29 protein-coding genes are annotated in these 26218 nt (G+C 67.7%); 9 read left to right on the forward strand and 20 right to left on the reverse strand.

The features are described 5' to 3' along the window. Positions 1–2: 2 nt before the first annotated feature. The 5 genes from AC3B6C_RS24385 to AC3B6C_RS24405 form a co-directional block, all read right to left on the reverse strand. Positions 3–440, reverse strand: coding sequence for a VOC family protein (locus AC3B6C_RS24385; RefSeq protein ID WP_488374428.1), 438 nt, complete (start codon positions 438–440; stop codon positions 3–5). 135 nt (positions 441–575) lie between these two features. Then, a complete protein-coding gene (locus tag AC3B6C_RS24390; RefSeq protein WP_488374429.1) occupies positions 576–1067 on the reverse strand; it encodes a peptide-methionine (S)-S-oxide reductase in 492 nt (163 codons plus the stop codon). A gap of 7 nt (positions 1068–1074) precedes the next feature. Next, positions 1075–2154: a redox-regulated ATPase YchF gene (gene ychF, locus AC3B6C_RS24395; RefSeq protein ID WP_488374430.1), complete on the reverse strand. Its 1080-nt coding sequence runs from the start codon at positions 2152–2154 to the stop codon at positions 1075–1077. 58 nt (positions 2155–2212) lie between these two features. Beyond that, positions 2213–3511: an AI-2E family transporter gene (locus tag AC3B6C_RS24400; protein WP_010843413.1), complete on the reverse strand. Its 1299-nt coding sequence runs from the start codon at positions 3509–3511 to the stop codon at positions 2213–2215. An 83-nt stretch (positions 3512–3594) separates the two neighbouring features. Further along, the gene (locus AC3B6C_RS24405) at positions 3595–3942 is read right to left on the reverse strand and encodes a hypothetical protein (RefSeq protein WP_488374431.1); all 348 of its coding nucleotides are present in this window, start codon (positions 3940–3942) and stop codon (positions 3595–3597) included. A gap of 119 nt (positions 3943–4061) precedes the next feature. Between AC3B6C_RS24405 and AC3B6C_RS24410 the strand changes: the two genes are divergently transcribed. From AC3B6C_RS24410 to AC3B6C_RS24425, 4 genes are all read left to right on the forward strand, one after another. Then, positions 4062–5618: a DNA-3-methyladenine glycosylase 2 family protein gene (locus tag AC3B6C_RS24410; RefSeq protein WP_488374432.1), complete on the forward strand. Its 1557-nt coding sequence runs from the start codon at positions 4062–4064 to the stop codon at positions 5616–5618. A 109-nt stretch (positions 5619–5727) separates the two neighbouring features. Continuing rightward, positions 5728–6372: a methylated-DNA--[protein]-cysteine S-methyltransferase gene (locus tag AC3B6C_RS24415; RefSeq protein WP_488374433.1), complete on the forward strand. Its 645-nt coding sequence runs from the start codon at positions 5728–5730 to the stop codon at positions 6370–6372. Positions 6373–6433: 61 nt separating this feature from the next. After that, complete coding sequence (locus AC3B6C_RS24420; protein WP_488376398.1) at positions 6434–7687, forward strand: DNA recombination protein RmuC; 1254 nt, start codon at positions 6434–6436, stop codon at positions 7685–7687. Between the two features lie 4 nt (positions 7688–7691). Further along, a complete protein-coding gene (locus tag AC3B6C_RS24425) occupies positions 7692–8669 on the forward strand; it encodes a DUF6542 domain-containing protein (protein ID WP_488374434.1) in 978 nt (325 codons plus the stop codon). A 4-nt stretch (positions 8670–8673) separates the two neighbouring features. On the opposite strand, the gene AC3B6C_RS24430 is transcribed toward AC3B6C_RS24425, so the two are convergent. The 7 genes from AC3B6C_RS24430 to AC3B6C_RS24460 form a co-directional block, all read right to left on the reverse strand. Then, on the reverse strand, positions 8674–9282 hold the full coding sequence (locus tag AC3B6C_RS24430) for a nucleosidase (RefSeq protein WP_014927649.1): 609 nt from the start codon (positions 9280–9282) through the stop codon (positions 8674–8676). Next, entirely contained in the window at positions 9279–10076 is a 798-nt protein-coding gene (locus AC3B6C_RS24435) for a fructosamine kinase family protein (protein ID WP_488374435.1), read from the reverse strand. The genes AC3B6C_RS24430 and AC3B6C_RS24435 overlap by 4 nt, the downstream gene beginning before the upstream one ends. Before the next feature lie 4 nt (positions 10077–10080). Continuing rightward, complete coding sequence (locus AC3B6C_RS24440; protein ID WP_014927651.1) at positions 10081–11004, reverse strand: SDR family oxidoreductase; 924 nt, start codon at positions 11002–11004, stop codon at positions 10081–10083. Positions 11005–11095: 91 nt separating this feature from the next. Beyond that, complete coding sequence (locus AC3B6C_RS24445; protein WP_010843422.1) at positions 11096–12118, reverse strand: N-acetylmuramoyl-L-alanine amidase; 1023 nt, start codon at positions 12116–12118, stop codon at positions 11096–11098. Between the two features lie 207 nt (positions 12119–12325). Beyond that, a complete protein-coding gene (locus AC3B6C_RS24450; RefSeq protein ID WP_488374437.1) occupies positions 12326–13384 on the reverse strand; it encodes a CobW family GTP-binding protein in 1059 nt (352 codons plus the stop codon). Continuing rightward, the gene (trhO, locus tag AC3B6C_RS24455; protein WP_055476639.1) at positions 13381–14226 is read right to left on the reverse strand and encodes an oxygen-dependent tRNA uridine(34) hydroxylase TrhO; all 846 of its coding nucleotides are present in this window, start codon (positions 14224–14226) and stop codon (positions 13381–13383) included. The genes AC3B6C_RS24450 and trhO overlap by 4 nt, the downstream gene beginning before the upstream one ends. 18 nt (positions 14227–14244) lie before the next feature. Beyond that, on the reverse strand, positions 14245–14472 hold the full coding sequence (locus tag AC3B6C_RS24460) for a hypothetical protein (RefSeq protein WP_488376420.1): 228 nt from the start codon (positions 14470–14472) through the stop codon (positions 14245–14247). Between AC3B6C_RS24460 and AC3B6C_RS24465 the strand changes: the two genes are divergently transcribed. From AC3B6C_RS24465 to AC3B6C_RS24475, 3 genes are all read left to right on the forward strand, one after another. Next, positions 14363–15121 (forward strand): hypothetical protein, encoded by a 759-nt coding sequence (locus AC3B6C_RS24465; RefSeq protein WP_488376402.1) that lies wholly within the window; start codon positions 14363–14365, stop codon positions 15119–15121. The genes AC3B6C_RS24460 and AC3B6C_RS24465 overlap by 110 nt on opposite strands. 191 nt (positions 15122–15312) lie before the next feature. Beyond that, a complete protein-coding gene (locus AC3B6C_RS24470) occupies positions 15313–15657 on the forward strand; it encodes a histone-like nucleoid-structuring protein Lsr2 (protein ID WP_010843425.1) in 345 nt (114 codons plus the stop codon). Positions 15658–15747: 90 nt separating this feature from the next. Continuing rightward, positions 15748–16794, forward strand: coding sequence for a PHP domain-containing protein (locus AC3B6C_RS24475; protein ID WP_488374438.1), 1047 nt, complete (start codon positions 15748–15750; stop codon positions 16792–16794). 39 nt (positions 16795–16833) lie between these two features. Here the strand turns inward: AC3B6C_RS24475 and AC3B6C_RS24480 are convergent, their stop codons facing one another. The 6 genes from AC3B6C_RS24480 to AC3B6C_RS24505 form a co-directional block, all read right to left on the reverse strand. Then, positions 16834–17928, reverse strand: a complete 1095-nt coding sequence (locus tag AC3B6C_RS24480; protein WP_488374439.1) for an LLM class flavin-dependent oxidoreductase — start codon at positions 17926–17928, stop codon at positions 16834–16836. 80 nt (positions 17929–18008) lie between these two features. Further along, on the reverse strand, positions 18009–19079 hold the full coding sequence (locus tag AC3B6C_RS24485; protein ID WP_488374440.1) for an ABC transporter substrate-binding protein: 1071 nt from the start codon (positions 19077–19079) through the stop codon (positions 18009–18011). A 39-nt stretch (positions 19080–19118) separates the two neighbouring features. Then, on the reverse strand, positions 19119–19907 hold the full coding sequence (locus tag AC3B6C_RS24490) for an ABC transporter ATP-binding protein (RefSeq protein WP_010843429.1): 789 nt from the start codon (positions 19905–19907) through the stop codon (positions 19119–19121). Between the two features lie 40 nt (positions 19908–19947). After that, positions 19948–20799: an ABC transporter permease gene (locus AC3B6C_RS24495; RefSeq protein ID WP_010843430.1), complete on the reverse strand. Its 852-nt coding sequence runs from the start codon at positions 20797–20799 to the stop codon at positions 19948–19950. Between the two features lie 99 nt (positions 20800–20898). Beyond that, positions 20899–21498: a DUF1707 SHOCT-like domain-containing protein gene (locus AC3B6C_RS24500; protein WP_488374441.1), complete on the reverse strand. Its 600-nt coding sequence runs from the start codon at positions 21496–21498 to the stop codon at positions 20899–20901. An 89-nt stretch (positions 21499–21587) separates the two neighbouring features. Beyond that, positions 21588–22823 carry a serine hydrolase domain-containing protein gene (locus AC3B6C_RS24505; RefSeq protein ID WP_488374442.1) on the reverse strand — a complete coding sequence of 412 codons (1236 nt, stop codon included), beginning with the start codon at positions 22821–22823 and terminating at the stop codon, positions 21588–21590. Positions 22824–22960: 137 nt separating this feature from the next. Between AC3B6C_RS24505 and ygiD the strand changes: the two genes are divergently transcribed. Then, a complete protein-coding gene (gene ygiD, locus AC3B6C_RS24510; protein ID WP_488376405.1) occupies positions 22961–23803 on the forward strand; it encodes a 4,5-DOPA-extradiol-dioxygenase in 843 nt (280 codons plus the stop codon). A 3-nt stretch (positions 23804–23806) separates the two neighbouring features. Here ygiD and AC3B6C_RS24515 read toward each other — a convergent pair whose 3' ends face one another. Both AC3B6C_RS24515 and AC3B6C_RS24520 read right to left on the reverse strand, forming a co-directional pair. Beyond that, positions 23807–24295: an SRPBCC family protein gene (locus tag AC3B6C_RS24515; protein WP_014927663.1), complete on the reverse strand. Its 489-nt coding sequence runs from the start codon at positions 24293–24295 to the stop codon at positions 23807–23809. 3 nt (positions 24296–24298) lie between these two features. Further along, on the reverse strand, positions 24299–24670 hold the full coding sequence (locus AC3B6C_RS24520) for an ArsR/SmtB family transcription factor (RefSeq protein ID WP_010843435.1): 372 nt from the start codon (positions 24668–24670) through the stop codon (positions 24299–24301). Positions 24671–24846: 176 nt separating this feature from the next. Between AC3B6C_RS24520 and AC3B6C_RS24525 the strand changes: the two genes are divergently transcribed. Further along, positions 24847–26217 (forward strand): LLM class flavin-dependent oxidoreductase, encoded by a 1371-nt coding sequence (locus tag AC3B6C_RS24525; RefSeq protein WP_055476646.1) that lies wholly within the window; start codon positions 24847–24849, stop codon positions 26215–26217. The last annotated feature ends 1 nt before the right edge of the window (position 26218 follow it).

Genomic DNA, 26218 nt, shown 5'->3' on the forward strand with positions numbered 1-26218 from the left:
CGTCAGCTCGGTGAGAGTTGCTGGGCGAGCATGACGATGATGTCGCTGGGGCCGCGCACGTAGGTGAGTTTGTACAGGTCCCCATAGGTGGCGACGCCGCGCAACGGATGACACCCGTGCCGCGCCGCCACTTCGAGGGCTGCGTCGATGTCGTCGACCGAAAACGCGACGCGATGCATCCCGATGTCGTTGGGCTGGGTGGGCCGGGTCTCGACGGCCTCCGGGTGGATGTACTCGAAGAGTTCTAGGCGCCCGTGCCCGTCCGGGGTCTGCAGCATGGCGATCTTCGCGTGGTTGCCGTCGAGCCCGACGGCGGTGTCGGTCCACTCCCCGCTCACGGTGTCCCGGCCGATGACGTCGAGACCCAGGTCGGTGAAGAAGGCGATCGCGGCGTCGAGGTCGCGCACGGCGATGGCGACGTTCTCGAGTTTGATGGGCATGACCGCCACGCTAGTGGGCGCCCCCGACGAATACGACCTGTCCGGTCTTTGGGCATCAGTTGAATGTGAGACGGGGAGCCAATGGCGCGTGAATTCAGCATTAGGTATCGCTGAGCGATACCTATTGCTGAACGTTCAGCCGCGGTACTTGGTGAGCAGCTCCTGCGGGAGGTGGCACGCGCTCTCCGGGAACCGCGCGAGCCGGTCCTGGTGCTCGTCAGCGCTACGGACATAGTTCGTCAGCGGGAGCACTTCGACGGCGATGCGATCCGCGTCGTCGCGCGCACCGATGAAGGCTCGCGCCTGTTCGAGGTGCTCTGGCCTGTCGGAGTACACGCCGGTGCGATACTTCTCGCCGACGTCGGGACCCTGTCGATTCACGCTGTACGGATCGATGATCTCGAAGAGGTGCGCCACCAACTGCTCGACGCTCACCACGGCCGGATCGAATCGGGTCCGCACGCATTCGGCGTATCCGTCGTACTCACCGTCGAGGGTGTGGGTCGTGCCGTTGGCCCGGCCGGCCTCGGTGAACGTCACGCCCGGCAAAGTCGCAACGAACGCCTGCACGCCCCAGAGGCATCCGCCGGCGAGGTAGAGCTCTTCGTTCGGCGCGACGGAACTCATCGTTCGATCAGACGTTGAACCGGAACTCGACGACGTCGCCGTCTTTCATGACGTAGTCCTTGCCCTCCATACGGACCTTGCCGGCGGACTTGGCAGCGGCCATCGATCCGGCGGCGTCGAGGTCGTCGAAGGAGACGATCTCGGCCTTGATGAAGCCCTTCTCGAAGTCGGTGTGGATGACACCGGCCGCCTTGGGGGCGGTGTCGCCCTGGTGGATGGTCCAGGCCCGCGATTCCTTCGGACCGGCCGTGAGATAGGTCTGCAGACCGAGCGTGTGAAAACCGGCCCGCGCCAACGATGTCAGGCCCGGCTCGTCCTGGCCGATGGAGTCCAGCAGTTCCTGCGCGTCTTCCTCGTCGAGTTCGAGGAGTTCGCTCTCCACCTTGGCGTCGAGGAACACCGCATCGGCCGGTGCGACGGCGGCACGCAGTTCTGCCTTGCGGGCGTCGTCGGTCAGCACGCCCTCGTCGGAGTTGAAGACGTAGAGGAACGGCTTCGCGGTCATCAGGTGCAGCTCGCGCACCGACGCCAGGTCGAACGAATCCTTCTGCGAGAACAGCGTCTTTCCACTGTCGAGGAGCTCCTGCGCCTTATTCGCGGCCGCCAGGGTCTCGGCCAGATCCTTGTTCTTGCGCGCGTCCTTCTCCAGGCGCGGGATGGCTTTCTCCAGGGTCTGCATGTCCGCCAGGATCAGCTCGGTCTCGATGACCTCGATGTCGGCGAAGGGGTCGACGCGACCGTCGACGTGGACGACGTCGCCGTCGTCGAAGACCCGGACCACCTGGCAGATGGCGTCGGCCTCACGGATGTTGGCCAGAAACTGGTTGCCCATGCCCTCGCCCTCCGATGCGCCCTTGACGATGCCGGCGATGTCGACGAAGGACACCGTGGCGGGCAGGATCCGCTCGCTGCCGAAGATCTCCGAGAGACGATCGAGCCGACGGTCCGGCAGTTCGACCACGCCGACGTTGGGCTCGATGGTCGCGAACGGATAGTTCGCCGCAAGCACGTCGTTACGGGTCAGGGCGTTGAACAGGGTCGACTTACCGACGTTGGGCAGACCGACGATTCCCAGGGTGAGACTCACGGGCGCCCAGTCTATCGGCAGGCGGTGCGGAGTCCGCCGGGGCGTGGCATCGGGCGCCTCAGTCGCGGTCGAGCAACCCCTTCACCGGGTTCGGCGGATCCGTGGGCGGGTCCTTGTCCGGAACGCCGACCTGCGTCGTCACCGGGGTGTTCGTCGGTGGCAACGATTCGCCGGCCCGCTCGGCGATCTGCTCGTTCAGGTAGCGCAGGACGACGGCCAAGGAAGCCACCGCAGGCACCGCGAGGAACGCGCCCGTGATTCCGAACAGCGTGCCGCCGAGCGTCACCGACAGGAGCACGATCACCGCGTGCAGATCCATGGACTTGGACTGCAGCCACGGCTGCAGCACGTTGCCCTCGAGCTGCTGCACCGCGAGGATGATGCCGAGCACGATGAGCGCGGTGGTCAGCCCGTTGGACACCAAGGCGATCAAGACCGCGAGGGCCCCGGCGACGAATGCACCGACGATGGGGATGAACCCGCCGAGGAAGGTGATGACCACCAGCACACCGGCGAGCGGGACACCCAGGATGAACAGGCCCAGACCGATGAGCGCGGCGTCGACGAAGCTGACGATCGCCTGCGTCCGGATGAAGCCCCCGAGGCTGTTCCACATGCGGGTCAGCACCTCGCCGAGGTGATTGCCGGAGGGCTTGCCGACGGTGCGGTCGAGCCACGGCACGAACTTCGGGCCGTCCTTGAGGAAGAAGAACACCAGCACGAGCGCCGTGAACATCGTGATGAGAACCGAGGTGGCGGTACCGACGCCGCTGAACACGCCGGCCGCGATCGTCGAGGCGCTCGACTGGAGCCGGCCGGTGATGGTGTCGACCATGTTGTCGAGCTGCTTGTCGTCGAAGTTCAGCGGCGGACCCTGCACCCATTCCTGCAGACGTTCCACACCATCGGTGGCACGACTTGCCAGTTCGGGAGCCTGATCCACGACCGACGGCACGATCAGCCCGACCACCCCGCCGAGGACCCCGAGTCCGACCAGCATCATCAACAGCGACGCCCCCGCGGCCGGGACCCCGTGGTTGCGCATCCACCGGACGGGCGGCCACAGGATGGTGCACACGATGATCGCCAGCAAGATCGGAAGCAGGATCACCCAGAACTTGCCCAGCAGCCAGAAGAGCACCCAGGTCGCGGCGGCGACCAGCACGATCTGGAGCCCGACCGTCGCGCTCGAGCGCAGGCCCGACATCATCACCTGGGCGCGAGTCGGGTATGACTTCTCCCCGCCGCCGAGCACCGCGTCGCCGCCGAGGACGGCATCGGCACCGAGCTTGCTGGTCTCTTGTCTCGCGTCGGCGGACGTGTCGTCCGCGCGCTTGTCGTCCGAGCTGTCGGTCACCCGAGGATCCTCACACATCACGGTGACAAAGCGACATCGACGCGGCGACGATCGGCCGAACATGCGATCGGCCGACGACGCGATCAGCGGCGCCGGAGCTTTCGCCCGAGGAAACGGACCAGCGAGTTGATCGCCTCGAGTTCCGCGTCGACGTGATTGAAGACGGCCGGGCAGTCCCCGCCCTCGCCGGTCTCCCCGCCCGATCGCGGTGGGCAGTCGTCGTCAGCCGACGAGAGTGCGTGCTCGGCACACCGCGGCGACGGCTCGACCGGCGGAGGCACGACACCGAGTTCGGCCTCCTCGGCGCACACACGCCTGATCGTCTCGGGGCCGTAGAGGCCCATCATCATCTCCAGCCCCCATGCGGGGAGTCCGGTGAGCGGGAGGTCGTCGTGCCGGCTTCGTCGGCGGCCATCGAACCGGGTCGTCATGGCGCCATGGTGCCACAGAGGTGTTACCCAGATCACAGTTTTCGCCCGCTCGGTGGGACGGATGCTGTCGTGTCCGAATCCCGCCAGACCGTGTCGTCGCCGGGTGACACAGTGAACGGGTGACCACAGGCACCGCAGCAGAACCCGACACCGGAGGTGGCGCGCCGGACTTCGACCGGTGCTACCGCGCCGTGCAGGCCCGCGACGCCCGTTTCGACGGACAGTTCTTCGTCACGGTCCGCACCACCGGAATCTATTGCCGGCCGTCGTGCCCGGCCCAGACGCCCCGGCCGGGCAACGTCGCGTTCGTTCTCACCGCCGCGGCCGCCCAGCAGCAGGGGTTCCGCGCCTGCCGGCGTTGCGCACCCGATGCCGTGCCCGGGTCCCCGCTGTGGAACATCAACGCCGACATGTCGGCTCGCGCGATGCGGCTCATCGCCGACGGTGTGGTCGAACGCGAAGGCGTCGAGGGTCTCGCCACGCGCCTGCGGTACTCGCCCCGACATCTCACCCGAGTGCTGACCCGGCATCTGGGCGCCGGGCCGCTCGCGCTCGCGAGGGCACACCGCGCCACCAACGCCCGCGTGCTCATCCAGTGCACGACGATGCCGATGACCGACATCGCATTCGCCGCCGGGTTCGCGAGCGTCCGCCAGTTCAACGACACCGTCCGCGCGGTCTTCGGACTGACCCCGACCGAACTCCGTCGACTTCCCAGCCGGAAGAGAAATCCGAACGACGACAACGATTCCGCCCCGGGGAGCGTCACCCTGCGCCTGCCGTTCCGCGCGCCGTACCGATGGCCCTGGATGCGGTGGTTCCTGCACGCACACGCCGCCGCGGGCGTCGAATCGGTCGTCGACGCCCCGGGCAGCCCACACGGCTGGCGCTATCGGCGGGTCCTCGCACTACCGCACGGCCCGGCCTCGGCGGAGGTGGAACCGCGAGACGACCACGCCGTCGTCTCGCTCCGCGGACTCGACATGCGCGATCTCGGTGTAGCGGTCAATCGGATACGTCGTCTGCTCGACCTCGACGCCGACATCACCGCCGTCCAGGACGCGCTCGCCGCCGACGACACGATGCGACGACTTCTCGACCGGGCGAGCGGGCTCCGGGCGCCCGGCAGTCTGGACCCGGCCGAGACCATCATCCGGACCATGCTCGGTCAGCAGGTCAGCCTCGCCGCCGCCCGCAACCAGATCGACCGTCTCGTCGACGTCCTCGGTGAACCCGTCAGCGACTCGCTCGCCGTCGCATCCGAAGCATCGACGGCAGATGACGATCCACCGTCGAAGTCCTTTCCGACGCCAAGCGTCATCGCCGCCCGCGGACACGAGGTCCTGCGCGGGCCGAGGCGCCGGGTCGACGCCGTGATCGCCGTCGCCGAAGCGCTCGCCGAAGGTCGGATGGAACCGCATGTGGGGGTCGATGCGTCTGATCTTCGTGCCCAGCTTCTCGAGTTGCCCGGGATCGGCCCCTGGACCGCCGACATCGTCACGATGCGGGTCACCGGCGATCCCGACGTCCTGCTCACGAACGACCTCGTCGTGGTCCGCGCGGCCGCCGACCTCGGAATCGATCTGCGGGACACCGGGCACTGGGCACCGTGGCGCTCGTACGCGACCATGCACCTCTGGCGACACCGACTCGACGCCGCCGGACAGGTCGTGTGACGAGCAGACTTCCGACGACCGCGTCGCGGTTCGGTCTCCGTACCGATGACGACCTCACCGATCCGACAGCTTCACCGATCCCCAGCCGTACCGATCTCTCAGGAGTGACATGTCCGCACCGACCACCACCCCCGACACCACCGGCTCCATAGCGAGCGGCACCGAACCAGCCGACACCGAACCCGCTGGCACCGTCCCGGCCGGTCACGAAACCAACGGTCCCACAACGACAATCGGCATCCATGCCACCGTATCCACACCCAACGGTCCGTTCACGGTCGTCGCCGACTCCGACCACAACGTCCTGGCGTCGGGGTGGACCGACGACCCCGCCTACCTGACGGCACTCGTCCACCGCGCTCTCCGGCCGGGATCACTACAGCCATCGGCCGAGCTGGGCGAGATCACCGACGCGGTGTCGGCCTACTACGCGGGCGATCTCGCCGCACCGTCGCGCATTCCCGTCGTCCAACGCTCCGGAGGGGTGTTCCTGGGCCCGGCCTGGGACGCCCTGCGCAAGGTCGAGGCCGGACACCCCGTGACCTACACGCGCTTCGCCGAACTGGCCGGGCAGCCGGCGGCGGTCCGGGCCGCGGCCGCGGCCTGCGCCCGCAACGCGGCCGCGCTCTTCGTGCCGTGCCACCGGGTGAAGCGCAGCGACGGCACCTTCGGCGGTTTCCGGTACGGCCTGCCCACGAAGCAGTGGCTGCTCGACTTCGAGGCAGGGGCAAGCGACGCTTCGGACGGGCACTAGCTAGCACTCGACCCCGACGGTCTGACCGAACTTGTCGGGGGTGTCCGACACCATCGACGACATGACTGCTGCTGCGCTCTCCCTCGTCGTCGGCCTCGTCCTGGGCATCGCGCTGGGTTGGTGGGCGCACGCCGCCCGCAGCGCCGCCACCGTGTCCGCCGCTCGCGCCGAGGTGGAGATGCTGCGCGCCGGCCGGGAGGACGTCGCGTCCTCGCTGTCGTGGGCAACCGAGGACGCGGCCCGGCGGCAGTCGTCGGCGATCAGCAGTTCGGTCGCCCACATCGTCGAGCCGTTGCGCGCCAACCTGGCGCAACTCGCCGACGAACTGCGCAGGGTCGAGAACAACCGGATCGGCGCCTACGCGGGCCTGACCGAGCAGGTGCGCGGAATCCACTCGGCATCGGTCGCGCTGAACGATCAGACCCGGCAGCTCGCCAACGCGCTGCACAGTCCCCACGCACGCGGCCGGTGGGGGGAGGTCCAGCTCGAGCGTGTGGTCGAGCTCGCCGGTATGACCAAACACTGCGACTTCAGCACACAGGTGTCGGTCACCGACACGTCCGGCGCCAACGGTTCGGCAAACGGCCGGGGTTCCACCACACTGCGTCCGGACCTCGTCGTCCATCTCGCCGGCGGCCGCGACATCATCGTCGACGCCAAGGTGCCCCTCGACGCCTACCTGCGTTCGGCCGAGGCCACCGACTCCTCCACTCGCGACAGACTCATCGGCGAGCATGCCCGCGCATTACGCGCCCACATCGCACGACTGTCCGCCAAGTCCTACTGGTCCGCCTTCGACAACACGCCGGAGATGGTGGTGCTGTTCCTGCCCGGCGACGTCGTCCTCGAAGCCGCTGCGCGCATTGATCCCGATCTGCTCGAGTTCGGCTTCGCCCGCAACGTAGTCATCGCCACCCCGACCACCCTCATCGCCCTGCTGCGCACCGTCGCGCTCGGCTGGCGTCACGACGCGATGGCCCGCGACGCCGCGGTCATCCACGACCTCGGTCTGCAACTCCACCAGCGGCTCGCCGGCGTCCTCGGTCATCTCGGCTCACTTGGCACGTCCCTGCAGCGGACAGTCGACGCCTACAACTCGACGATCGGTTCGGTCGACAGCCGGCTGGGCGTCACCGCCCGCCGCCTGGCCGAGCTCGACGCCCTGGGCGACGTCCCCGAGGCCCCGCGACCTCCAGTGATCCACGACACCTGCCGCGCCGCGGGGGCGGCGGTCACACCTGGGACGACGACGGAGCCGGCACCGACGCCACGGCCCGGGGGTGGAACGAATTCCGTCGACGAACCGGTACCGTGACCATGTGCCTTCCCCGCAACGTCTCCAAACCGCGGTACCGCTGGACCAGCAGTCGGTACTGCCCGCGGTCCGCGGTGTGCCGTGGTGGGGCGCCGTTCTCCTGGGTACCGGGATCACGGGCCTCGGCGCGGCCATCGACGCCGGCAGCAACGATTCGCTCGGGTCGATCTACAAGTTCTGCTACCTCGTCGGCTGTGTGATCGCCGCGCTGGCCGTCCGCCGCCGGGCGCTGTTCACCGCCGCCGCGCAGCCCCCGCTCATCGCGTTCTTCGTCAGCATCGTCACCCTCTACGGCCTCAACTCCGAGCAGGCGTCGTCGGGTCTGAAGAGCTTGATCTTCAACGTCCTGCTGCCGATCGCCGCAGACTTCCCGTGGATGTTGACGACGTTCCTGGTGACGCTGGCGCTCGTGCTGGCCCGGTGGTTCCTCACCCGCGACCCCGCCGAGTCCACGAACCGTAGGACCCCGAACCGCGACAAGTCGGGCCGCAACCCGACCACCAAGGCCTCGACCACCAAGGCCACGACCGACAGCGGCACCGACAGTCAACGCCGACGCGCGACATCGCATCGCCGTGCCAAGGCCGGATCGGCCGGATCGGCCGCCGATGCCCCGCCGGCGTCGCCCGCCGACAAGACCCGATCCGCCGAGCAGGGCGCGCCGCCCGCTCCCCCGGCAGAGTCGCCCGCCTCGAGGACCACCCGCGCGCCGAAACCGCAAGCCCCGAAGACGCAGACCGCTCCGGGCAGCCGTCGCAAGCCCCGCACCAACGGCGCCCCCGACCGGCCGTCTCCGCCATCTCGCTCGGCGAGTGCTTCCCGTTCCGCGTCGGGCACACAGCGACCGACGGTCGCCGATCTCGCGGCGCCCGACCTCACCCCGTCGGACGCCTCGCCCGCCCCACCGCGCCGCTCGGACATCCCCACGTACGAGTCGGCCACCGACACGCCCCCGGCCGGGGTCGGCGACACCCGGTCCTGAGATCTCAGCTCTCGACGTTGAGTTCCAGCCATCGCCCCAGGCGACGGGCCGCGGCGTCGACGAGATCGGGCCACTCCATCGCGCCCTCGTCGGCGTTGTCGGTGACCGCCTTGACCAGTCGGCAGGGCACGCCGAACTCGGTGCTCACATGCGCGACCGCGCACCCTTCCATGTCGACGAGGTGTGCGTGCCGCGCGAGTTCTCGTCGACGAACCGGATCGGCGACGAAGGTGTCACCGGAGGCCAGCACGGTGCCGTCCCCGCCGGGAAGCTCCCAGCGATCGGTCATCTCATAACCCATCGCCCGTAGCTCGGTGCTGCTGATGTCGTGCTCGAGCACTGCCGACGGCAGGAAGAGGCCCAGCTCGGCGTCGCCGGTGACGCCGTCGCGCAGGGCACCGGCCGTACCGATGTTGATGACCTCGGTGACCGGTGGGCCGCCGGCCAGCTCCCGGCTCAGAGCCATCGTCGCCCGCACCTTGCCGATGCCGGTCACGAGCACCCGCGTGCCGGGTGGCACATGTCTGGCCTCGGCACGCGTCGCCGAGACGACGAGGACACTCTGCAAGGGACCACCGGTACGACTCACGCCGTCGATTATCGCGTGCGTCATCCACGCGCGAGCGCCGAGGATGCCCGCGCCGCCCGGCCCAGCGATGACCCGTATCCGGGACCGTGGCCCGCGGCGTGCACGGCGAGCGGATGCAGTTGATGGACCTCGACGCGGTCCTGCCAGCCGGACACGAGCGGGTGGGCGTCCCGGTACCCGTCGACGATCGCGTCGAGGTGCGGACACCCGAACAGCGCGAGCATCGCGAGATCGGTCTCCCGATGAGCGCCGTGCGCGGCCGGATCGATCATCACGACACCATCGGGACTCCACATCACGTTGCCGTTCCAGAGATCGCCGTGGATCCGCGCGGGCCCCTCGTCGTCGTCGAACACGCCGCCGGCGATCAGCTCACACGCGTCGCGGACCGCGTCCTCGTCGGCGGCGGTCAGGTTTCCGGCCTCGCGGGCCGGAACCAGATAGGGTTCCACCCGTTCACGCGCGTAGAACTCGCCCCACGACTCGTATTCGACGGAGCTGAGCGCCCGCCGACCGATGAAGAGCTGGCCGGGAAACGGCGTTCCCGCCGAATCGGCAGGCGGAGAACCGAAGTGCGGAGCGCCGGCGTCGTGCATCCGAGCGAGCGCGGCCCCGAAGTCCCGCGCGGCCTCGCGCGTCGGACGTCCGGGTTCGAGGCGTTCCAGCTCGATGATGTCCTCACCGGCCGAGATCACCCGTACGACAGGTGCTCCCGCCTCGGCGAGCCAGCGCAGTCCGGCGGCCTCGGCCGCGAAGAAGTCCGGATGACCGCCCGGCGGACCACTGTCACGCAGCGTCTTGACGAAGGTCGGGGTCACGGGCTCACCGGGGCGAATGCTCGTCGGCCGCCTTCGCCTCGAGGCTCTTGGCGCTCACCCGGGCGAGCCGGTCGAACCGATCGTTGGCCACCCGCATCGCGATCTCATAGGGCAGTGCGAACTTTCGCGCCCACCAGTATCCGAAGCGGATGTCGAACGAGGTGTAGACCAGGAAACGGTTCTTGCGGACACCCTTCAGGATCGCCGCCGCCGCGACGTCCGGCGACACCGCGACTTTGTGGAAACCGTTGATGGCGGCCTTGACCCGGGGATTCTCGCGGTCGAGGCCGACGATCTCGACGGAGTCCACCAGCGGTGTGTCGACCCCGCCCGGGCACACCAGGGAGACACCGATCCCGTGGCGCCGCAGGTCGAATCGCAACACCTCGGACACGCCGCGCAGACCGAACTTGCTGGCGCTGTAGGCGGCGTGCCACGGCAGGGCCAGCAGGCCGGCGGCCGACGACACATTGACGATGTGACCGCCGCGGCCTCGCCGGATCATCTGCGGCACAAAGCTTTCGATGATGTGGATCGGCCCCATCAGGTTGACGTCGACCAGCTTTCGCCAGTGGCGGTGTTCCAGGTTCTCCACCGTCCCCCACGCCGAGATGCCGGCGATGTTCATCACCACATCCATGACCCCGACCTCGGCGTCGACCTGGCGGGCGAAGCCGGCCACCCAGTCGAAATCCGAGACGTCGCCCGCGACGTGATAGAGAACCGTTCCGTCGGCCGCGGTGATGGACGCGACGACCTCGTCGAGCTGGTCGGCGTGCAGGTCGGTGAGCACGAGTTCGGCGCCCCGGGCGGCGGCGGCCTGCGCCGTCGCCCTGCCTATTCCGCTCGCCGCGCCCGTGATGAGGACCTTGCGGCCGCGCAGCGACGGCACCGGGGTGTCCATGAACAGCAGCTCTCTGAGACCCATGACGCGAGGTTAGCCGTCCGCCGCGGCGGACCTCAGCCGATCGGCGGATCGGCAGGTCGGGCCCGCCTTCGCGGGACCCGACCCCGCACACTCAGCCGATCGGCAGCTTTCCGTCGAACAGTCCGTAGACGATGGTCAGCATCGCCTTGAGCACCTGCGCGGACACGTCTTGCCCCTGAGTCATCAGCAACCGTGCCACCGCTTCGGGATCCTCCGTGGCGAGAAGCTGCTCGACGAACGGGATCACCGAGGACAGTCCACTCGCGTCGTCGGTCGGCGTCGACGGCGCCGGGCCGGCTCCGGTGGCGGCGTTCCCGTTGACGTAGTTGAGGATTCCGTCGGTGATGGCCATGGCGTACTTGACCTGGCCCTCGCGCGCGGCGAGTGCCCTGGCCTCCCCCGGGTTGGCCAGGTTGCCCATCTCGATGAACACCGCCGGCACCTTGGTCAGGTTCACCGCCGCGATGTCGGAGCGGGTCTGGATGCCGTCACGGACGCCGGCGTAGTTGGCCGACGGGAACCCGGCCTTGACGAAGGCGTCCCGCATCGTCGTCGAGGCCTTGCGTCCCTCGCCGGACTGCACGCGATCGACAGTGGGGTCCGGCACCGGGAGCGACGGCACGATCATGTGGAAGCCCTTCTTGGACTCGTCGGCTCCCCGCGCGGTCGAGTCGGCGTGCAGACTGACTGCGACCGCGGCGCCGGAACGGCTGGCCGCCGCGGCCCGTTCGTCCACACACCCGCCCCACCCGGTGTCGTCCGGGCGACTCAGGACCACCCGGGCCCCCTGACTCTCGAGACCTGCTTTGACGAGCTGCCCGATCTGCCAGTTGACGGTGTGCTCCCGGGCGCCGTTGACGCCGGTGGCACCGCTGGTCTGGCAGTCCTTCTTGCCGCCGCGCCCGTCGGGCACCTGCGCCCTCAGGTCGTGGCCGGCCGCCGAGGCCTGGTGGCCCGGGTCGAGAAAGACCGTCTTGCCCGCGAGGGCCGTCCCGCGTGCGGGGGCCGCATCGGCGGCGGGCGCAACCAGGTTCGAGGCGACCACCGTCGACGTGGCGGCGGCCACCGCGAACGCGATGGTGGTCAGGCGTTGTGTCGTCGTCTTTCGGAACATGCTCTGTCGAGGCCGTGACGCACGCAGATGCGTGATCACTTGCCTCACTCCCTCCCATTGAGTACCACTGGTCACACTGGTCACAGACTTAACAGTGAAACAAATGAACCGGGGAATCCGAAATGGTCGTCCTGGCACAACCGGTTTTCGTTAGGGAGATGTGACTTACGCATCGGCGTGTACGTGACATGCCCGGCGCGTCGCGGGTCAGTCCACCAGGTGGCGAAGGATCCCGAGGATCCCGTTCTCGTCGGCCGCATCCTCCGGACGCGCGACGGCGGCCTCGAGTTCGGCATTCACCGTCGCCACATCGAGTCCGCGCCCGATCGCGACCAGGTCGGTGGTCGGGCGCCGGTCTCCCCGCGGCTCGCGCAGCACGCGCACGAAACCGCCCACACCGTGCACGACGAACCGCTGACGGTGCCGTGGCACATCGAAGTGGACGACTCCCTTGATCCGGAAACAGCCGGCCGGCGGCCGTTCGAGGAAACGGGCGAGGCGCCGCGGGTCCATCGGCCGGTCGCTGGAGAACGACACCGACTCGTACGCCGCGTGCAGATGCTCGTGATGATCGTGACCGGCGTCCGCCAGCAACAGCTCGTCGAGGGTCAGCTGACCGGGACGAGTCTGTTCCACCTCACGACGGGCCACGTCGAACAGCAGCTCCGGGTCGATCGCGGCGTTCCGCGTGGCCACCCGCGGAGCGGTTGTATTGAGTTGTGCGACAATCTCTTCGACAGCACGCAGGGATTCCTCCGGGATCAGGTCGGCCTTGTTCACGAGAACGAGATCGGCGATCGCGACGTGACCGTCCAGCTCCGGGTGCGTCCGACGTACCTCGTCGAGATGCGCCGCATCGACCACGTACACCAGTCCGCCGTAGCGCAGCCGAGCGTCGGCCACCGACGTCACCATGCGGATGAGCGACTTGGGTTCGGCGATCCCGCTCGCCTCGATGACGATGGCATCGAGCCCGACACTCGGACGGACCAGCGACGCCAGCGCGTCGGCGAGGCCGTCGGCGTCGACGGTGCAGCACATGCACCCGTTCCCGAGGCTCACGGTGCCGTCGGCCTGCGCCGACACCAACAGTGCGTCGATGTTGACCTTGCCGAAGTCGTTGACCAGCACCCCCAGGCGTGTGCCGGTGATCCCGGCGGACCTCAGCAGGTGGTTGAGCAACGTCGTCTTTCCCGAGCCCAGGTACCCGGCCACCACGACGACCGGGACCGGGCCGCGACGTTCGGGTGTCCCCGCGGCGCTCATCCCAGGCAGTCGGGACAGATCACGGCGAGATCGCGTCCGTCTCGATCGGGGTGATTGGCGACATTGCTCGTCGGACGGCCGCAGTCGACGCACCGACCGAGCACCTCCGCGTGGTCGGAGAACTCCACGCCCATGCGATCGTCGAAGACGTACAGCGATCCCTGCCACAGCCCGTCGTCGCCGTAGCGCTCGCCATAGCGCACGATCCCGCCGTCGAGTTGGTAGACCTCGGAGAACCCGCGGTGGCGCATGACCGTGCTGAGGACCTCGCAGCGGACCCCGCCCGTGCAGTAGGTGACGATCGGCCGGTCCTTGAGGTGATCGAAGGCGCCGCTCTCGATCAGCGGCACGAAGTCCCGGGTCGTGCGCGCCTTGGTCGTGACCGCGCCGGCGAATCGTCCGACCTGCGCCTCGATCTCGTTGCGCCCGTCGAAGAAGACCACGTCGTCACCGCGGGCGTCCACGAGCTCGTGCACCTGCTCCGGGCTCAGCCTCGTCCCCGTGCCGACCACGCCGTTCTCGTCGACCTCGATCTCGTCGGGAACCCCGAAGGTCACGATCTCGGGGCGGACGCGCACGCTCAGCCGCGGAAAATCACGGCCGGTGCCGTCGGACCACTTGATGTCCGCTCCGGCGAACCCGGGGTACGCACGGGTCGTCCTGACGTACCGTTTGACCGCGGCGATGTCGCCTCCGACGGTGCTGTTGATCCCGTGGCGTGACACGATGATCCTGCCCCGGACCCCGAGCGACTCGCACACCGCCAGCTGCCACAACCGGATGGCCTCGGGATCCGGCAGCGGGACGAAGACGTAGAAGAGAACGATCTTGGGGGTCGGCACAGTGCAAGGGTACGTAAATCAGCGAACCCGCCCCGAATCCACATCGGGGTCCCGCGACCGCCGATTCCTGCGCGTGATCTGCGCTACCGCGGCAATCGGGACGCTGATCGTTTCGGTCGCGCTCGCCGGCTGCTCATTGCCGTCCGAGTCGGGCCCCTCTCGAATCGTCATTCCGCCCACCGACGAGTTGTCGACGGTGACCGAGACCGAGTCCTCGTCGACGACTTCGACAACCGGAGAGGACACGGCACAGAATCTGCCCGATTGGACAATCGGACGGGTGGTGGCGATGGCCCCGCGCGTCGACAATTCGCGTTTCCATCAGGGCTCGGTGACCGAGGATTCACCACTGCAGGACTCATCCGGTTTCCATTTCTCCACACCGGACCGGGCGGTGAATTGCTCCACCGGCACCAACGGTTCGTCGGCACTTGCGTGCCGCATCGACGACGAGCGGGACGACGACCCGACTCGACCTCCCTCGTCTGCCCCGGCGGCCTGCGACTGGGAGCGGAATCTCGCCGTCCTGGGACCGGACGGGCCGCAGCGTGGTGCGTGCGCCAATCGATATCCGGTTCTCTATCGGAGTTCGATTGTGGACTTCGGCCGCACCATTTCCATATCGCGCTTTTCTTGTCTCGTTGAGACCGTGGGGATGTTTTGTCTCGAATCGCGATCCAAATCAGGATTCGCAATCACCCCGAACGGTTACCAAACGATCTATGCGGCAGATCGCGCACCTGAATCGTTGGTGAGCGTGTCCCCCGAGGAATCGGACGAATCGTCCCGGCGGACGGGTGGGGCAGACCCCACGGACGAGACCACACCGACATCGAACCGGACCGCCACTCCCCGTAACCCGACGTCGCGGACCAGCACCGAGCCGACTCGTTAACAATCGGTCGTGTCTCGACTTCCCTAATGCTTTCTAATGATTTATGGTCTAGGCGGGGGTTCTCAGCAAGTACTCATGGTTTGAGTCTAAGCTGTGCACAGTTGGAATAGATCAAAACGGGGGGACGCAGGTTTTGGGCCTTCGCGCGTCCGTCTTGGTCGGATGACACAATTCGAGGGGACAAGTATTTCATGGCGAAAAAGGAAATCGTTCAGGTCATCGACGATCTCGACGGCAAGGTACTGGATCAGTACGAAACCGTCCGGTGGTCGCTCGATGGAAAGAACTATGAGTTCGACACATCGTCGAAGCATGCGCAGCAATTCCGCGATTCGCTGTCGAAGTACCTCGACATCTCCCGTCAGACCGGCCGCGTGACCAAGCGTGCAGCAACGGCCTCGACTGCGACCGGAAGCGGCCGCAACAAGGAGACCACCAAGGCGATTCGGGAATGGGCCATCAAAGAAGGCTACGAACTGAGCGACCGCGGCCGTATCCCGCAAAGCATCATCGAGGCGTTCGAAGCCGCACACTGATCGGTCAGACCTGACCGTCACCGACGACGAGACCTACTGCCCGGCCGCACTTCGCGCGCCGGGCGGTAGGCGTTGGGAGGGCTGTTCACGGTGAGGTCCTTCACCCCGCTGTCGGCTCCGGTGGACCCGGTTCGTGCGCTCGAGCGCATCTCGTGGCTGCTCGAGCGTCGTCGGGAGAGCACCTACCGCGTCGAGGCCTTCCGCCGTGCCGGGCAGGCGGCGGCCGGGCTGGATCCGTCCGAACTCCATGCGCGGGCCGTCGCCGGCACCTTGACCGCGATCAAGGGCATCGGCAAGACCACCGCGGCCGTCATCGCCGAGGCCATCGACGGCGAGCTGCCGGGGTACCTCGCACGGCTGCAGAGCGAGGATCCGCCCACCGCCCCGGGCGAGGCGGAGGACCTCGTCGAGGCCGTGGTCGGTGACCTGCACGCCCACACCGAATGGAGCGACGGCGGGGCGCCGATCGACGAGATGGCTGCCGCCGCGGAGGCGTCGGGTCACGACTGGCTCGCGATCACCGACCATTCGCCGCGCCTGACGATCGCGAACGGGCTCAGCGCGGAGCGGCTCGCCTCTCAGATCGAGGCGATCGATGTCTGGAACGCCGGTCACACAAGCGACTTCCGTCTCTTTCGTGGCATCGAGATCGACATCCTCGACGACGGCGCGCTCGATCAGTCCGACGAGATGATCGCCCGGCTCGACGTCGTGACCGCATCTGTGCATTCCAATCTGCGGATGGCACACGATGCCATGACCGCCCGGCTCGTCGCCGCGGCCTCCGACCCCCGGGTGCACGTCCTCGGCCACTGCACGGGCCGTCGGGTGCTCAGCGGGAGGGGCCACCGTCCGCCCTCGACCTTCGATGCCGAGGCCGTCTTCGCCGCGTGCGCGGCCCACGACACCGTCGTGGAGATCAATTCCCGGCCAGAGCGGGTCGACCCGCCCGACGAATTGATCGCGATCGCCCTGGACGCGGGATGTCTGTTCGCGATCGACTCCGACGCACACGCGCCCGGACAACTCGACTTCAAGATCCTCGGCGCCCAGCGGGCCGCGGCGCACGGGATCGATCCCGAGCGGATCGTCACGACGTGGTCGTCGGAGCGGTTGTCGGAGTGGCTCTCTCGCTGAGCCGGCAGAATCGGGTGGGAAATGCGCCGCGCTCGGTCGTCAGCTCAGGGCGCCGACCCGGTCCCGGATCACCGGCAGCACGCCTTCGGCGAACCAGTGCGCCTCCTCGATGTGCGGGTATCCCGACAGGATGAAGTGTGAGAATCCTTCGGACTCGTATTCGCCGATCAGCCCCGCCACCTCGTCGTAGCTGCCGACGAGTGCCGTGCCGGCTCCGCCGCGGATGAGGCCGACACCCGCCCACAGGCCGGGATGGATCTCGAGTGCGTCGCGACGGCCGCCGTGCAGCTGCGCCATCCGGCGCTGACCGGTCGAGTCCGAACCCGAGTGCAGGGCGAAGGCCGTCGCGATCTCCTCGTCGGAGATTCCCTGCAGCAGGGTGTCGGCGACCCGCCACGCCTCCTCCGAGGTCTCGCGCGCGATGACATGGAGTCGCACACCGTATTCCAGTGACCGGCCGACCGTCGCCGCGCGGCGCGCCACCTCGGCGATCTTCTCCCCCGCCACCGCGGGCGGTTCACCCCACGTGAGGTAGACCTCGGCCCGCGCAGCGGCCACCGTCAGCGCCGGATCCGACGAACCGCCGAAGAATATCTGCGGCTTGACGGCCGGCGGGTCCGGCAGGAATGCCCCGGCGATCTGATAGAACTCACCCTCGAAATCGACGGTTTCACCGGCCCAGAGTCTCTCGACGATCTGCACGAACTCGTCGGTGCGTGCATATCGGCGGTCGTGGTCGACCCAATCACCGAAGCGTCGTTGTTCGACCTCGTCGCCGCCGGTCACGATGTTGACCGCGATTCGCCCACCGGAGAAACGCTGTAGCGTCGCGGTCTGCTGGGCGGCGAGGGTCGGTGAGATCAGGCCGGGACGGAACGCCACGAGGAACTTCAGCTGGTCGGTGTGCGTGATCGCGGCGGCGGTCGTGAGCCACGCATCCTCACACCAGGTTCCGGTCGGGGTCAGTACGCTCTCGTAGCCGAGCCGATCGGCGGTGCGCGCGACATCGATCAGATACGGCAGTTCCGGCGCCCGATAACCCGGCGGATGGCGCTTCGTCGCCGACGCGTGCGACGCTCCGACGATTCCGCGACTGTCACCGGCGGTCGGCAGAAACCAGTGGAAATGACTCATGGGCGTGTTCCCTTCCTACGGGTGGACGGGCCGGTGTTCGGGGTGGTCTCGGAGATGGGCGTCCGGTCTCCGAACGACCCTCAGGACTGAGGCGCGCCGAACAGCGGTGCGAGAGACGCGTCGTAGCGGTTGTCGACGAACTTCGCGACGTCGACCTGCCCCTGCAGCTGCCCGGAGTCGGCGAAGGCGTCGGCGAGAGTCTGCTCGGACGCCACGACGCTGTCGTCGAGTGCGATGGCCGGACGCAGGCTCCGACCCTGGGCGATCCTGTCTGCCCGCGGGTCGATTCCGACCTCGGCCGAGTACTTCTCGGCCCACACGTCGGGGTTGGCCTTGGCCCAGTTGGCGGCACGCGCGATGCCGAGGGCCAGCTCTCGTACCGCGGTGTTACGGCGCGGATCGGCCAGCGCCTCGTCGCCGGCGATACCGAAGCCGAAGCCGTTGGACACGCCTTCGGCGGTGACGAGCGTCTTCGGATTGTTCTCGAGCTGGACGATCGCGGTGTACGGGTCCCAGATCGCCCATGCGTCGACATTGCCGGATGTGAACGCCGACAACGCATCTGCGGGCTGCAGGAAGACCGGCTCGACGTCCTTGCCGGGCCCCAGGGTCAGATTAACCTTGTTCAGCTGGAGCAACAGGTGTCCGTGTGCCGAGCTGCCCTTGGCGACGGCGACCTTCTTGCCCTTCAGATCGGCGACGGAGGCCAGTGTCGAGTTGCCCGGGATCAGGATCGCATCGCCACTGGCATTGTTCGCGTAACCGGTGACGATCTTGACCTTGGCGTTCGCCGCTGCGCCGAAGATGGGCGGTGTGTTCCCGGTGACGGCGAAATCGATCTTGCCGGCGGTCGCCGCCTCGATCTGGGGCGGGCCGGAGGTGAAGGTGGAGAACTCGACGGTGAACGGGAGCTTCTCGAGTTCGCCCGAGGCACGCAGCAGGGCTTCCGTGCCGCCCTTCTGGTCCCCGACACGAAGGGTGAGGTCCTGTAGGGAGGCGACGTCGACCGTGTCGTTTGCGATCGACTCGGCGGTGTCCTCGCGCTGCACGCATCCGGCGAGGCCCAGAGTGAGGGCGGCGGTGGCCAGGACGGCGGCGAGCACACGGCGCCGGGCCCGGGAGGCGCGCACGGAGAGATGGGCGTCGGTCATCGGAGTGCCTTCGGTTGAAGCGGATGGGTGGTGAGCGGGTCAGTGCGCGGGATCGGCGACGCCGAGGGCGGTCAGCAATCGGGCTCGCAGGCGCGGGATCTCGGAGTCGGCGTCGTCGGGGTCGCCGGTCTGCCGCGGCCGGGGCACGGCGAGGTCTTCGACGATCTCGCCGCCGGCCAGGACGACGACACGGTCGGCGAGCCGCAGTGCCTCGTCGACATCGTGGGTGACGAGAAGTGCGCCGAAGCCGTTGTCGCGCCAGAGTCTGATGAGCAGTTCGTGCATCGTGCGCCGGGTGAGGGCGTCGAGCGCGCCGAACGGCTCGTCGAGCAGCAGGAGCTGCGGACGTGCCACGAGGGCACGGGCGAGGGAGACCCGTTGTGCCTGGCCGCCGGAGAGCTGCGCCGGCCAGGCACCCGTCTTGTCGCTGAGGCCGACCTCGTCGAGGGTGCGGCGCGCCCGTTCCCGGGCCTCGGTCTTGCCGACCTTCTCGCGGACGAGGCCGAAGGCGACGTTCTGCAGCACGGTGCGCCATGGGAAGAGCCGTGGTTCCTGGAAGGACACCGCCGGGTGACCGGCGGTCCGCACGCTGCCCGACTCGGTGGTCGACAGCCCGGCGAGCAGTCGCAGAAGGGTCGACTTGCCACTGCCGCTGCGTCCGATGAGCGCGACGATCTCGCGGGCGCCCACTCGCAGCGAGACGTCCCGCAGCACGACATTGTCCCCGTAGCGCAGGCTCGCGTGCTCGACCTCCGCGGCGTATGACACGGCGCCGGCACGCTCCTCGGCGAGCGGAACCTCGAGATCTCGGGTGGCGATGGCGGTCATGGTCGGGCCTCCTCTACTCGGGGTGTACGGGCTGCGAGCGTCACCGATTCTGGTATCGCGTGGTGTAGCGCTCGAGCGCACGCACGATGGCGTCGGTGATCAATCCCAGTGCGGCATAGACGATCAGGCCGAAGAAGATGATGTCGGTGCGCAGGAAGTCGCGCGCGTTGTTGATCAGGTATCCCAGTCCGGACGTCGCCGCGATCTGTTCGGCGACGATCAGGCTGAGCCACGCGATGGCCAGGGCCTGTCGTAGGCCGACCAGGATCTGCGGCATGGCGCCCGGGATGATGAGATCCCGGATCGTGGTCAGTCGTGAGAAGCCCAGCACGCGAGCGGTTTCCACCAGCCGGCCGTCGATCTGGCGAATCGCGGCCGACGTGTTCAGGTAGAGCGGGAACAGAGCGCCGAGGGACACGAGCAGGACCTTGGGCGTCTCACCGATGCCGAACCACAAGATGAACAGCGGGATGAGACCGAACAGCGGAAGTGCGCGGATCGCCTGCATGTTCGGATCGATGGCCGAGTCGGCGATCCTGCTCAGCCCCACCAGCAGACCGAGGCCGATTCCGACCGCGACGCCGATGGTCAGCCCGATCGCGACTCGCTGGGCCGACGCCGCGATGGCATCGACGAGCTGCCCGTTGGCGAGAACCTCCCATCCGGCCTCGGCGATCAGCGACGGAGCGGGCAGCTTGTCCTGCGGGATGATCCCCAGTGCGCTGCCGACCTGCCAGAGCACGAGGACGGCGATGGGCGACAACGCACGCAGGATCGTGTGCAGCCGCGACGATCTGCCCGACTTGGCGGATGCCGACGAGGCGTCGGTCGAACCCGGTTCCACTGCCCGCGGGTCGCCGGGCGCGCTGATACTGAGTGTTGGGTCGGCCACGTGCGGCTACGTTACGAATCGGGAAACACTCGCGACACCATTGAGTTCAGCCTGAGCACAAGTAGGCCATGGATCCGCTGTTCGCGTACCGACGAGTGGTCAGCCCCGTCTGATCGTGATCCCGGTCATCCCTGACGCCGATCCGGTCAGCTCGATCACCGGTCCGCCCGGACGCGTCGGTGCGCCGGCCTTGTCCTTCACCTTCGACCACCCGGACAGTTGCAGGTCGCCGTATCGGATCTCGTGATCGGGACCGATCCGGAGCTTCACGGTGGTGGTGGACACCTGGAATTGCAGCGTCGTCGACGGCCCGGGGAACGACGCGTGGGTGAAGTCCAGATCGACGGTGCCCATGCTGCCGGTGACGAGGGTCGACGGCGGGACATGCCAGCTCCCCTTGCGTCGAACCGTGTCCCACTCGGCCTCCAGGTGCAGAGGCGACGTCGGCGGCACGGCGACGGCCGGCATCGTGGTCACGGCGTGGGTCGGATCGTTGAACAGACGGCCGGCGTTCGGCAGGTTCTCCAGGACGGCCCGCAGATCGGCTCGGGTCTTGGCGGTGTACACCAGGCCCGAACGCTCCTCGAACTCCGCGATCTCCAGGTATCCGGACGAGAACGCGTCATTGAGCAGGGTGACGGCTCGTTCGCGTTCCGGGTTCCCGACCCGTAGATCGTCGTCGGGGAGGCGGTCGACCATGCCTGCCACTTTATTGCACCGCTTCGCGACGGTGTGTCGCACCGTTTCGCGGTGGTCCTCGCGGCCACCGGGGCACGGGTGCGGCCCGGTCAGTTCCGCGGGATCGGCGGCGCGGCGTCGGGTGCCATCAGCGCGCCGATCTGCGAGAAGATCGGGTTGCCGCCGTTGTCGTAGGAGCCGTCGGGTCCGAATGCCTCGGGCTCGTACGTCACCGACACCGCGATGGCGATCTTCTCCGCCGGCAGATATCCCGCGACCGCGGAGTACCCGTTGAACAAGGGGTTCTGCACGATCCAGTCACCGGTGAGGACGACGCCCATCCCGTAGGTGTATCGGTCACTCATCGGCATGCACGTTGCGCAGCCGGCCAGTGGGCGCGCCACGTCACGCGTGCTTGTGGAGACCATCGTGTCGTAGGACTCCGATGACAGTGTCTCGCCCGCGAAGAGTTTGCGCGCCGTCGCCTCGACGTCGTAGATGTTCGATGTCTGGATGGCGCCGTGGGTGATGCTCCACGACGGGTTCCAACCGGTGGTCTCCTCGTAGAAGGGAGTCGTCGGCGGGAGGTTCAGAATCCCGCGCCGTTCTGAGGAGTAGGCGTGCAGGGCTGGTTCGGGGATCACCGCGGTCAGATCCGAGACGGTGTTGCCGAGGTCGAGCGGTTCGGAGATCCGCTGCCGGAGCAGATCGGCGACCGATTCACCGGTGATCTTCTCCAGGGCCAGCCCGAGGATCACGTAGTTGGTGTGCGCGTAGTTCCAGTTCGTTCCCGGCTCGTAGAGCAACGGCTTGTTCACGGCGTAGGACAGCATCTCCTCGGTGGTCCACGCCTTGAACGGGTTCGTCAGTTCCTCGGTCTCGAACGCATCGTTCCCGAGCACGAAGTCCTGGTACCCGGAGGTCATCGTCGCCAATTGCCGGAGAGTGACCTTGTCGCTGTTGGGGATCTGGGGAACCCACTTCGCGATGATGTCGTCGAGGCCGACAGCCTCTTCGTCGACGAGTTGCAACAGCACCGCCGCGACGTAGGCGATGGCGACGGATCCGTTGCGGAAGTGCATGTCCGGGGTGGCCGGGATGCCGGTCTGGGATTCGCCGAACGCCTTGGTGATCACGTCCCGGCCGTCGTCGGTGACGCGCACGATCGCCGCCTTCAGGTGCTTGGACTCCATCAGCCCTTCGACGATCCGCTCGATCTCCGCCGCCTGCTGTGGGTTCGACGACGCGGCCGACGAGGACGCGCCATCGGAGCCGCTGTCGGTACCGCACGCCGCCAGCGCGATCGCCAGGACCGCGACAATCAGCATCGACCAGCGCTTTTGCATCACCGGATTGTCCCACGAGCACCGAACCCCTGTCGGTGACTTCGCCAATTCCGGAGTACCGTCGTCCTGGTCGGTGGCACCGGCGGAGGAGGTCGACGATGACAGCAGGACACGCAACGGGCCCGGCGTCGGGACCGATGCCGGCCGCGTTCATCGGGCACGGCAACCCGATGAACGCCCTGGAGCGCAACAGGTACACCGAAGCCTGGACAGCACTGGGCGCGTCGGTGCCGAAACCTCGTGCGATCCTGGTGATCTCGGCGCACTGGTACACCAACGCCACCGCGGTCACCGCGATGCGGCGACCGCGGACGATCCATGACTTCTACGGATTCCCACAGGACCTCTTCGACGTCGAGTACCCCGCTCCGGGAGACCCCGAGGTCGCCGAGATGGTCTCCGATGTCGTCAAACCCACGTGGTGCGGCCACGACGTCGACAGCTGGGGCATCGACCACGGGACCTGGTCGGTTCTCGTGCACACGTTCCCGGATGCCTCGGTACCCGTACTGCAGTTGTCGCTCAACGCCTTCAAGGACCTCGAACACCATTACGAGCTGGGTCGCCGACTCGCCCCGCTCCGGGAGCAGGGCGTGCTGATCATCGCCAGCGGCAACATCGTGCACAATCTGCGGGCGGTCGACTTCGGAAGATCTGACAGCGGATTCGACTGGGCCCATCGCTTCGACGACGCCACACGCGAAGTGTTGCAGGACAATCCGTCAAATGTACTGAGTCTGGACGGGCATCCCGACTTCGACAGATCCGTGCCGACTCCCGACCACTATCTTCCGCTGCTCTACATCGCCGGACTCGCCGGTGACTCACCCCTGGACCTGCTCGTGGATGGTCATGCCGCCGGGTCGATCTCGATGGCCGCCTACACGCTCGGGCTCGAGGTCGAACCCCCGGGATCCGGGACCGGTGGACCGGCCGCCGAACTGCCCCAGGGGTTTCCGACACTCGATTCGAACCTGTGAGCCTCAGGCCGCCGCCAGGAAGTCGTCGATCTGGTTGATCGCCGAGGACGCACCTTCGACGACTCCCATGTCGAGCACCTTCTGCAAGGCCTCGGCCGAATCGTAGGTGCTTATGAACGTGGCGACCGTGGTGCCGTTCTTCTCGGTGAAGGCGTAGGAGTTGCGGGACTCCGGCATGTCGGTGATCGGGTTGAGGTCCGCGTCGGCGAAGCCGTCGAGGAAGGTGAAGCCGTGGGGTTCGTCGACGGACTCGACCTTCCAGTAACCGCCGAACTTCTCGCCCTCCGGGCTGGTCATGTAGTAGGTCATCCGGCCACCCGGACGCAGGTCGTGATCGACGACGGTGGCTGGGTAGGTCGGCGGACCCCAGATCTTCTCGAGCTGGCGCGGGTCGGCGTAGATCTGCCACACGCGGTCGATCGGCGCCGCGAATTCGGCGTTGATGGTGATGGTGCGGGCGTCGAGGTCCGGCGTCACGTCGATGACAGGCATTGTTCAATCCTCCGATGGTGTTGTGGGTGAGGGTGATTCGATCGAGAGCAGATCGTCGATGCGGGCGATACGACCGCGCCACACCTGTTCGAGCTCGGTGAGCATCGCTGCCACCGAACGCACTGCCGCGACGTCGCCACTGGCCAGCTGCTCCCGCCCGTGACGACGTTTGGTGAGCAGGCCGGCCTTCTCCAGGACGGCGACATGCTTCTGCACGGCCGCGAAGCTCATGTCGTATTTCGCGGCCAGTACCGAGACCGAGTGTTCACCGGCGAGCACACGTCGCAAGATGTCGCGACGGGTGCGGTCCGACAGCGCGTGGAACAGGGCGTCGGCCCGGTCCTCGTCTGTCGGTTCGCCTGCGTTCTCGGCCACATCTCAAACATACAACCAATCGGTTGTATGTCAAGAGGCTGTTGCGATCACGTCGGGCGCAACCATGGCCACTCTCGTTCGGTGGGCCTTGACTTGTCCCGACCCCGCCAGCCTGCGCACGCCGTGGCGACACTCCCGTTCGCCACGGCCACACCAGAAACGAAGGACACCCACTCGTGACCCGTCAGCTTCACCTCGGTGGATTCTTGATCGCCTCCCCCGTCACCCACTCGCACGCCGCATGGCGTCATCCCGGCTCGGTGACGGACTACTTCGGGCCCGACCACTATCACCGGGTGGGGCGCATCCTCGAACGCGGCAAGTTCGACTTCGCCTTCTTCGCCGACCTGCTCGCCGCACCGGTCCGATTCGGCGGCGATCAGTCCGAACCCTTCCGGCGGGGCACGCAGGCCGCGGCGACGATCGACCCGAGCCTGGTGGCGGCGAGCATCGCCGCGGTCACCACCCGACTCGGCATCGCGGTCACGAAGTCCACCACCTACTTCCACCCCTACGAGCTCGCGCGCGTCTTCGGCTCCCTCGACCACCTCACCCGCGGCCGCATCGCCTGGAACATCGTGACGTCGCTGTCGCAGGCCGAGGCCCAGAACTTCGGCTTCGACGACCACGTCGGACACGACGAGCGGTACGTGCGCGCCGAGGAGTTCGTCAGCACGGCGATCAAACTGTGGTCGAGCTGGGACGCCGACGCCGTGACCGCGGACAAGGAGTCCGGCGTCTGGGCGGATCCGTCGAAGATCCACACCGTCGACCACGAGGGCACGCACTACCGGACGCGGGGGCCGCTCAACCAGCCCCGCTCACCGCAGCATCGCCCGGTGCTCATCCAGGCGGGATCGTCGAACACCGGCAAGGACTTCGCCGCGCGGTGGGCCGAGGCGATCTTCGAGATCGACCCGACGCCGGAGGGTCGCCGTGCCTACTACGACGACGTGAAGTCGAGGGCCGTGAACTTCGGCCGAAACCCCGACCACGTCAAGATCTTCCCGTCCTTCATCCCGTTCATCGGTGAGACCGAGTCGATCGCCCGGGAGAAGCAGGCGTTCCACAACGAGCTCGCCGACCCGATCTCGGGCCTGATCACCCTGTCGGTCCACACCGATCACGATTTCTCCGCCTACGATCTCGACGCCCCCGTCGAAGACGTTCAGGTGAGCGGCACCCAGGGGCTGTTCGACGTCGCCCGACGCCTCTCCGAGCGCGACAGTCTCACCCTCCGAGACATCGGCAAACTGTATGCGCAGGGAGTTCTGCTGCCACAGTTCGTCGGTACGGCCGCCGACGTCGCGGACCAGATCGAGGAGTCCTTCACCGGCGGCGAGGCCGACGGATTCATCGTCTCGAGCGCCCAGACCCCCGGCACCTTCAACGACTTCGTCGACTACGTGGTCCCCGAGTTGCAGCGCCGCGGACTGTTCCGCACCGAGTACGAGGGCGCGACCCTGCGCGAACACCTCGGGCTCGGGAGCGCCGAGGAGGACCTGCCCGCGGACATCCGCGGGGTCGACACCCGACTGGCGGGCTGAC

The sequence above is a fragment of the Gordonia sp. 11cp genome (genome assembly GCF_057767225.1).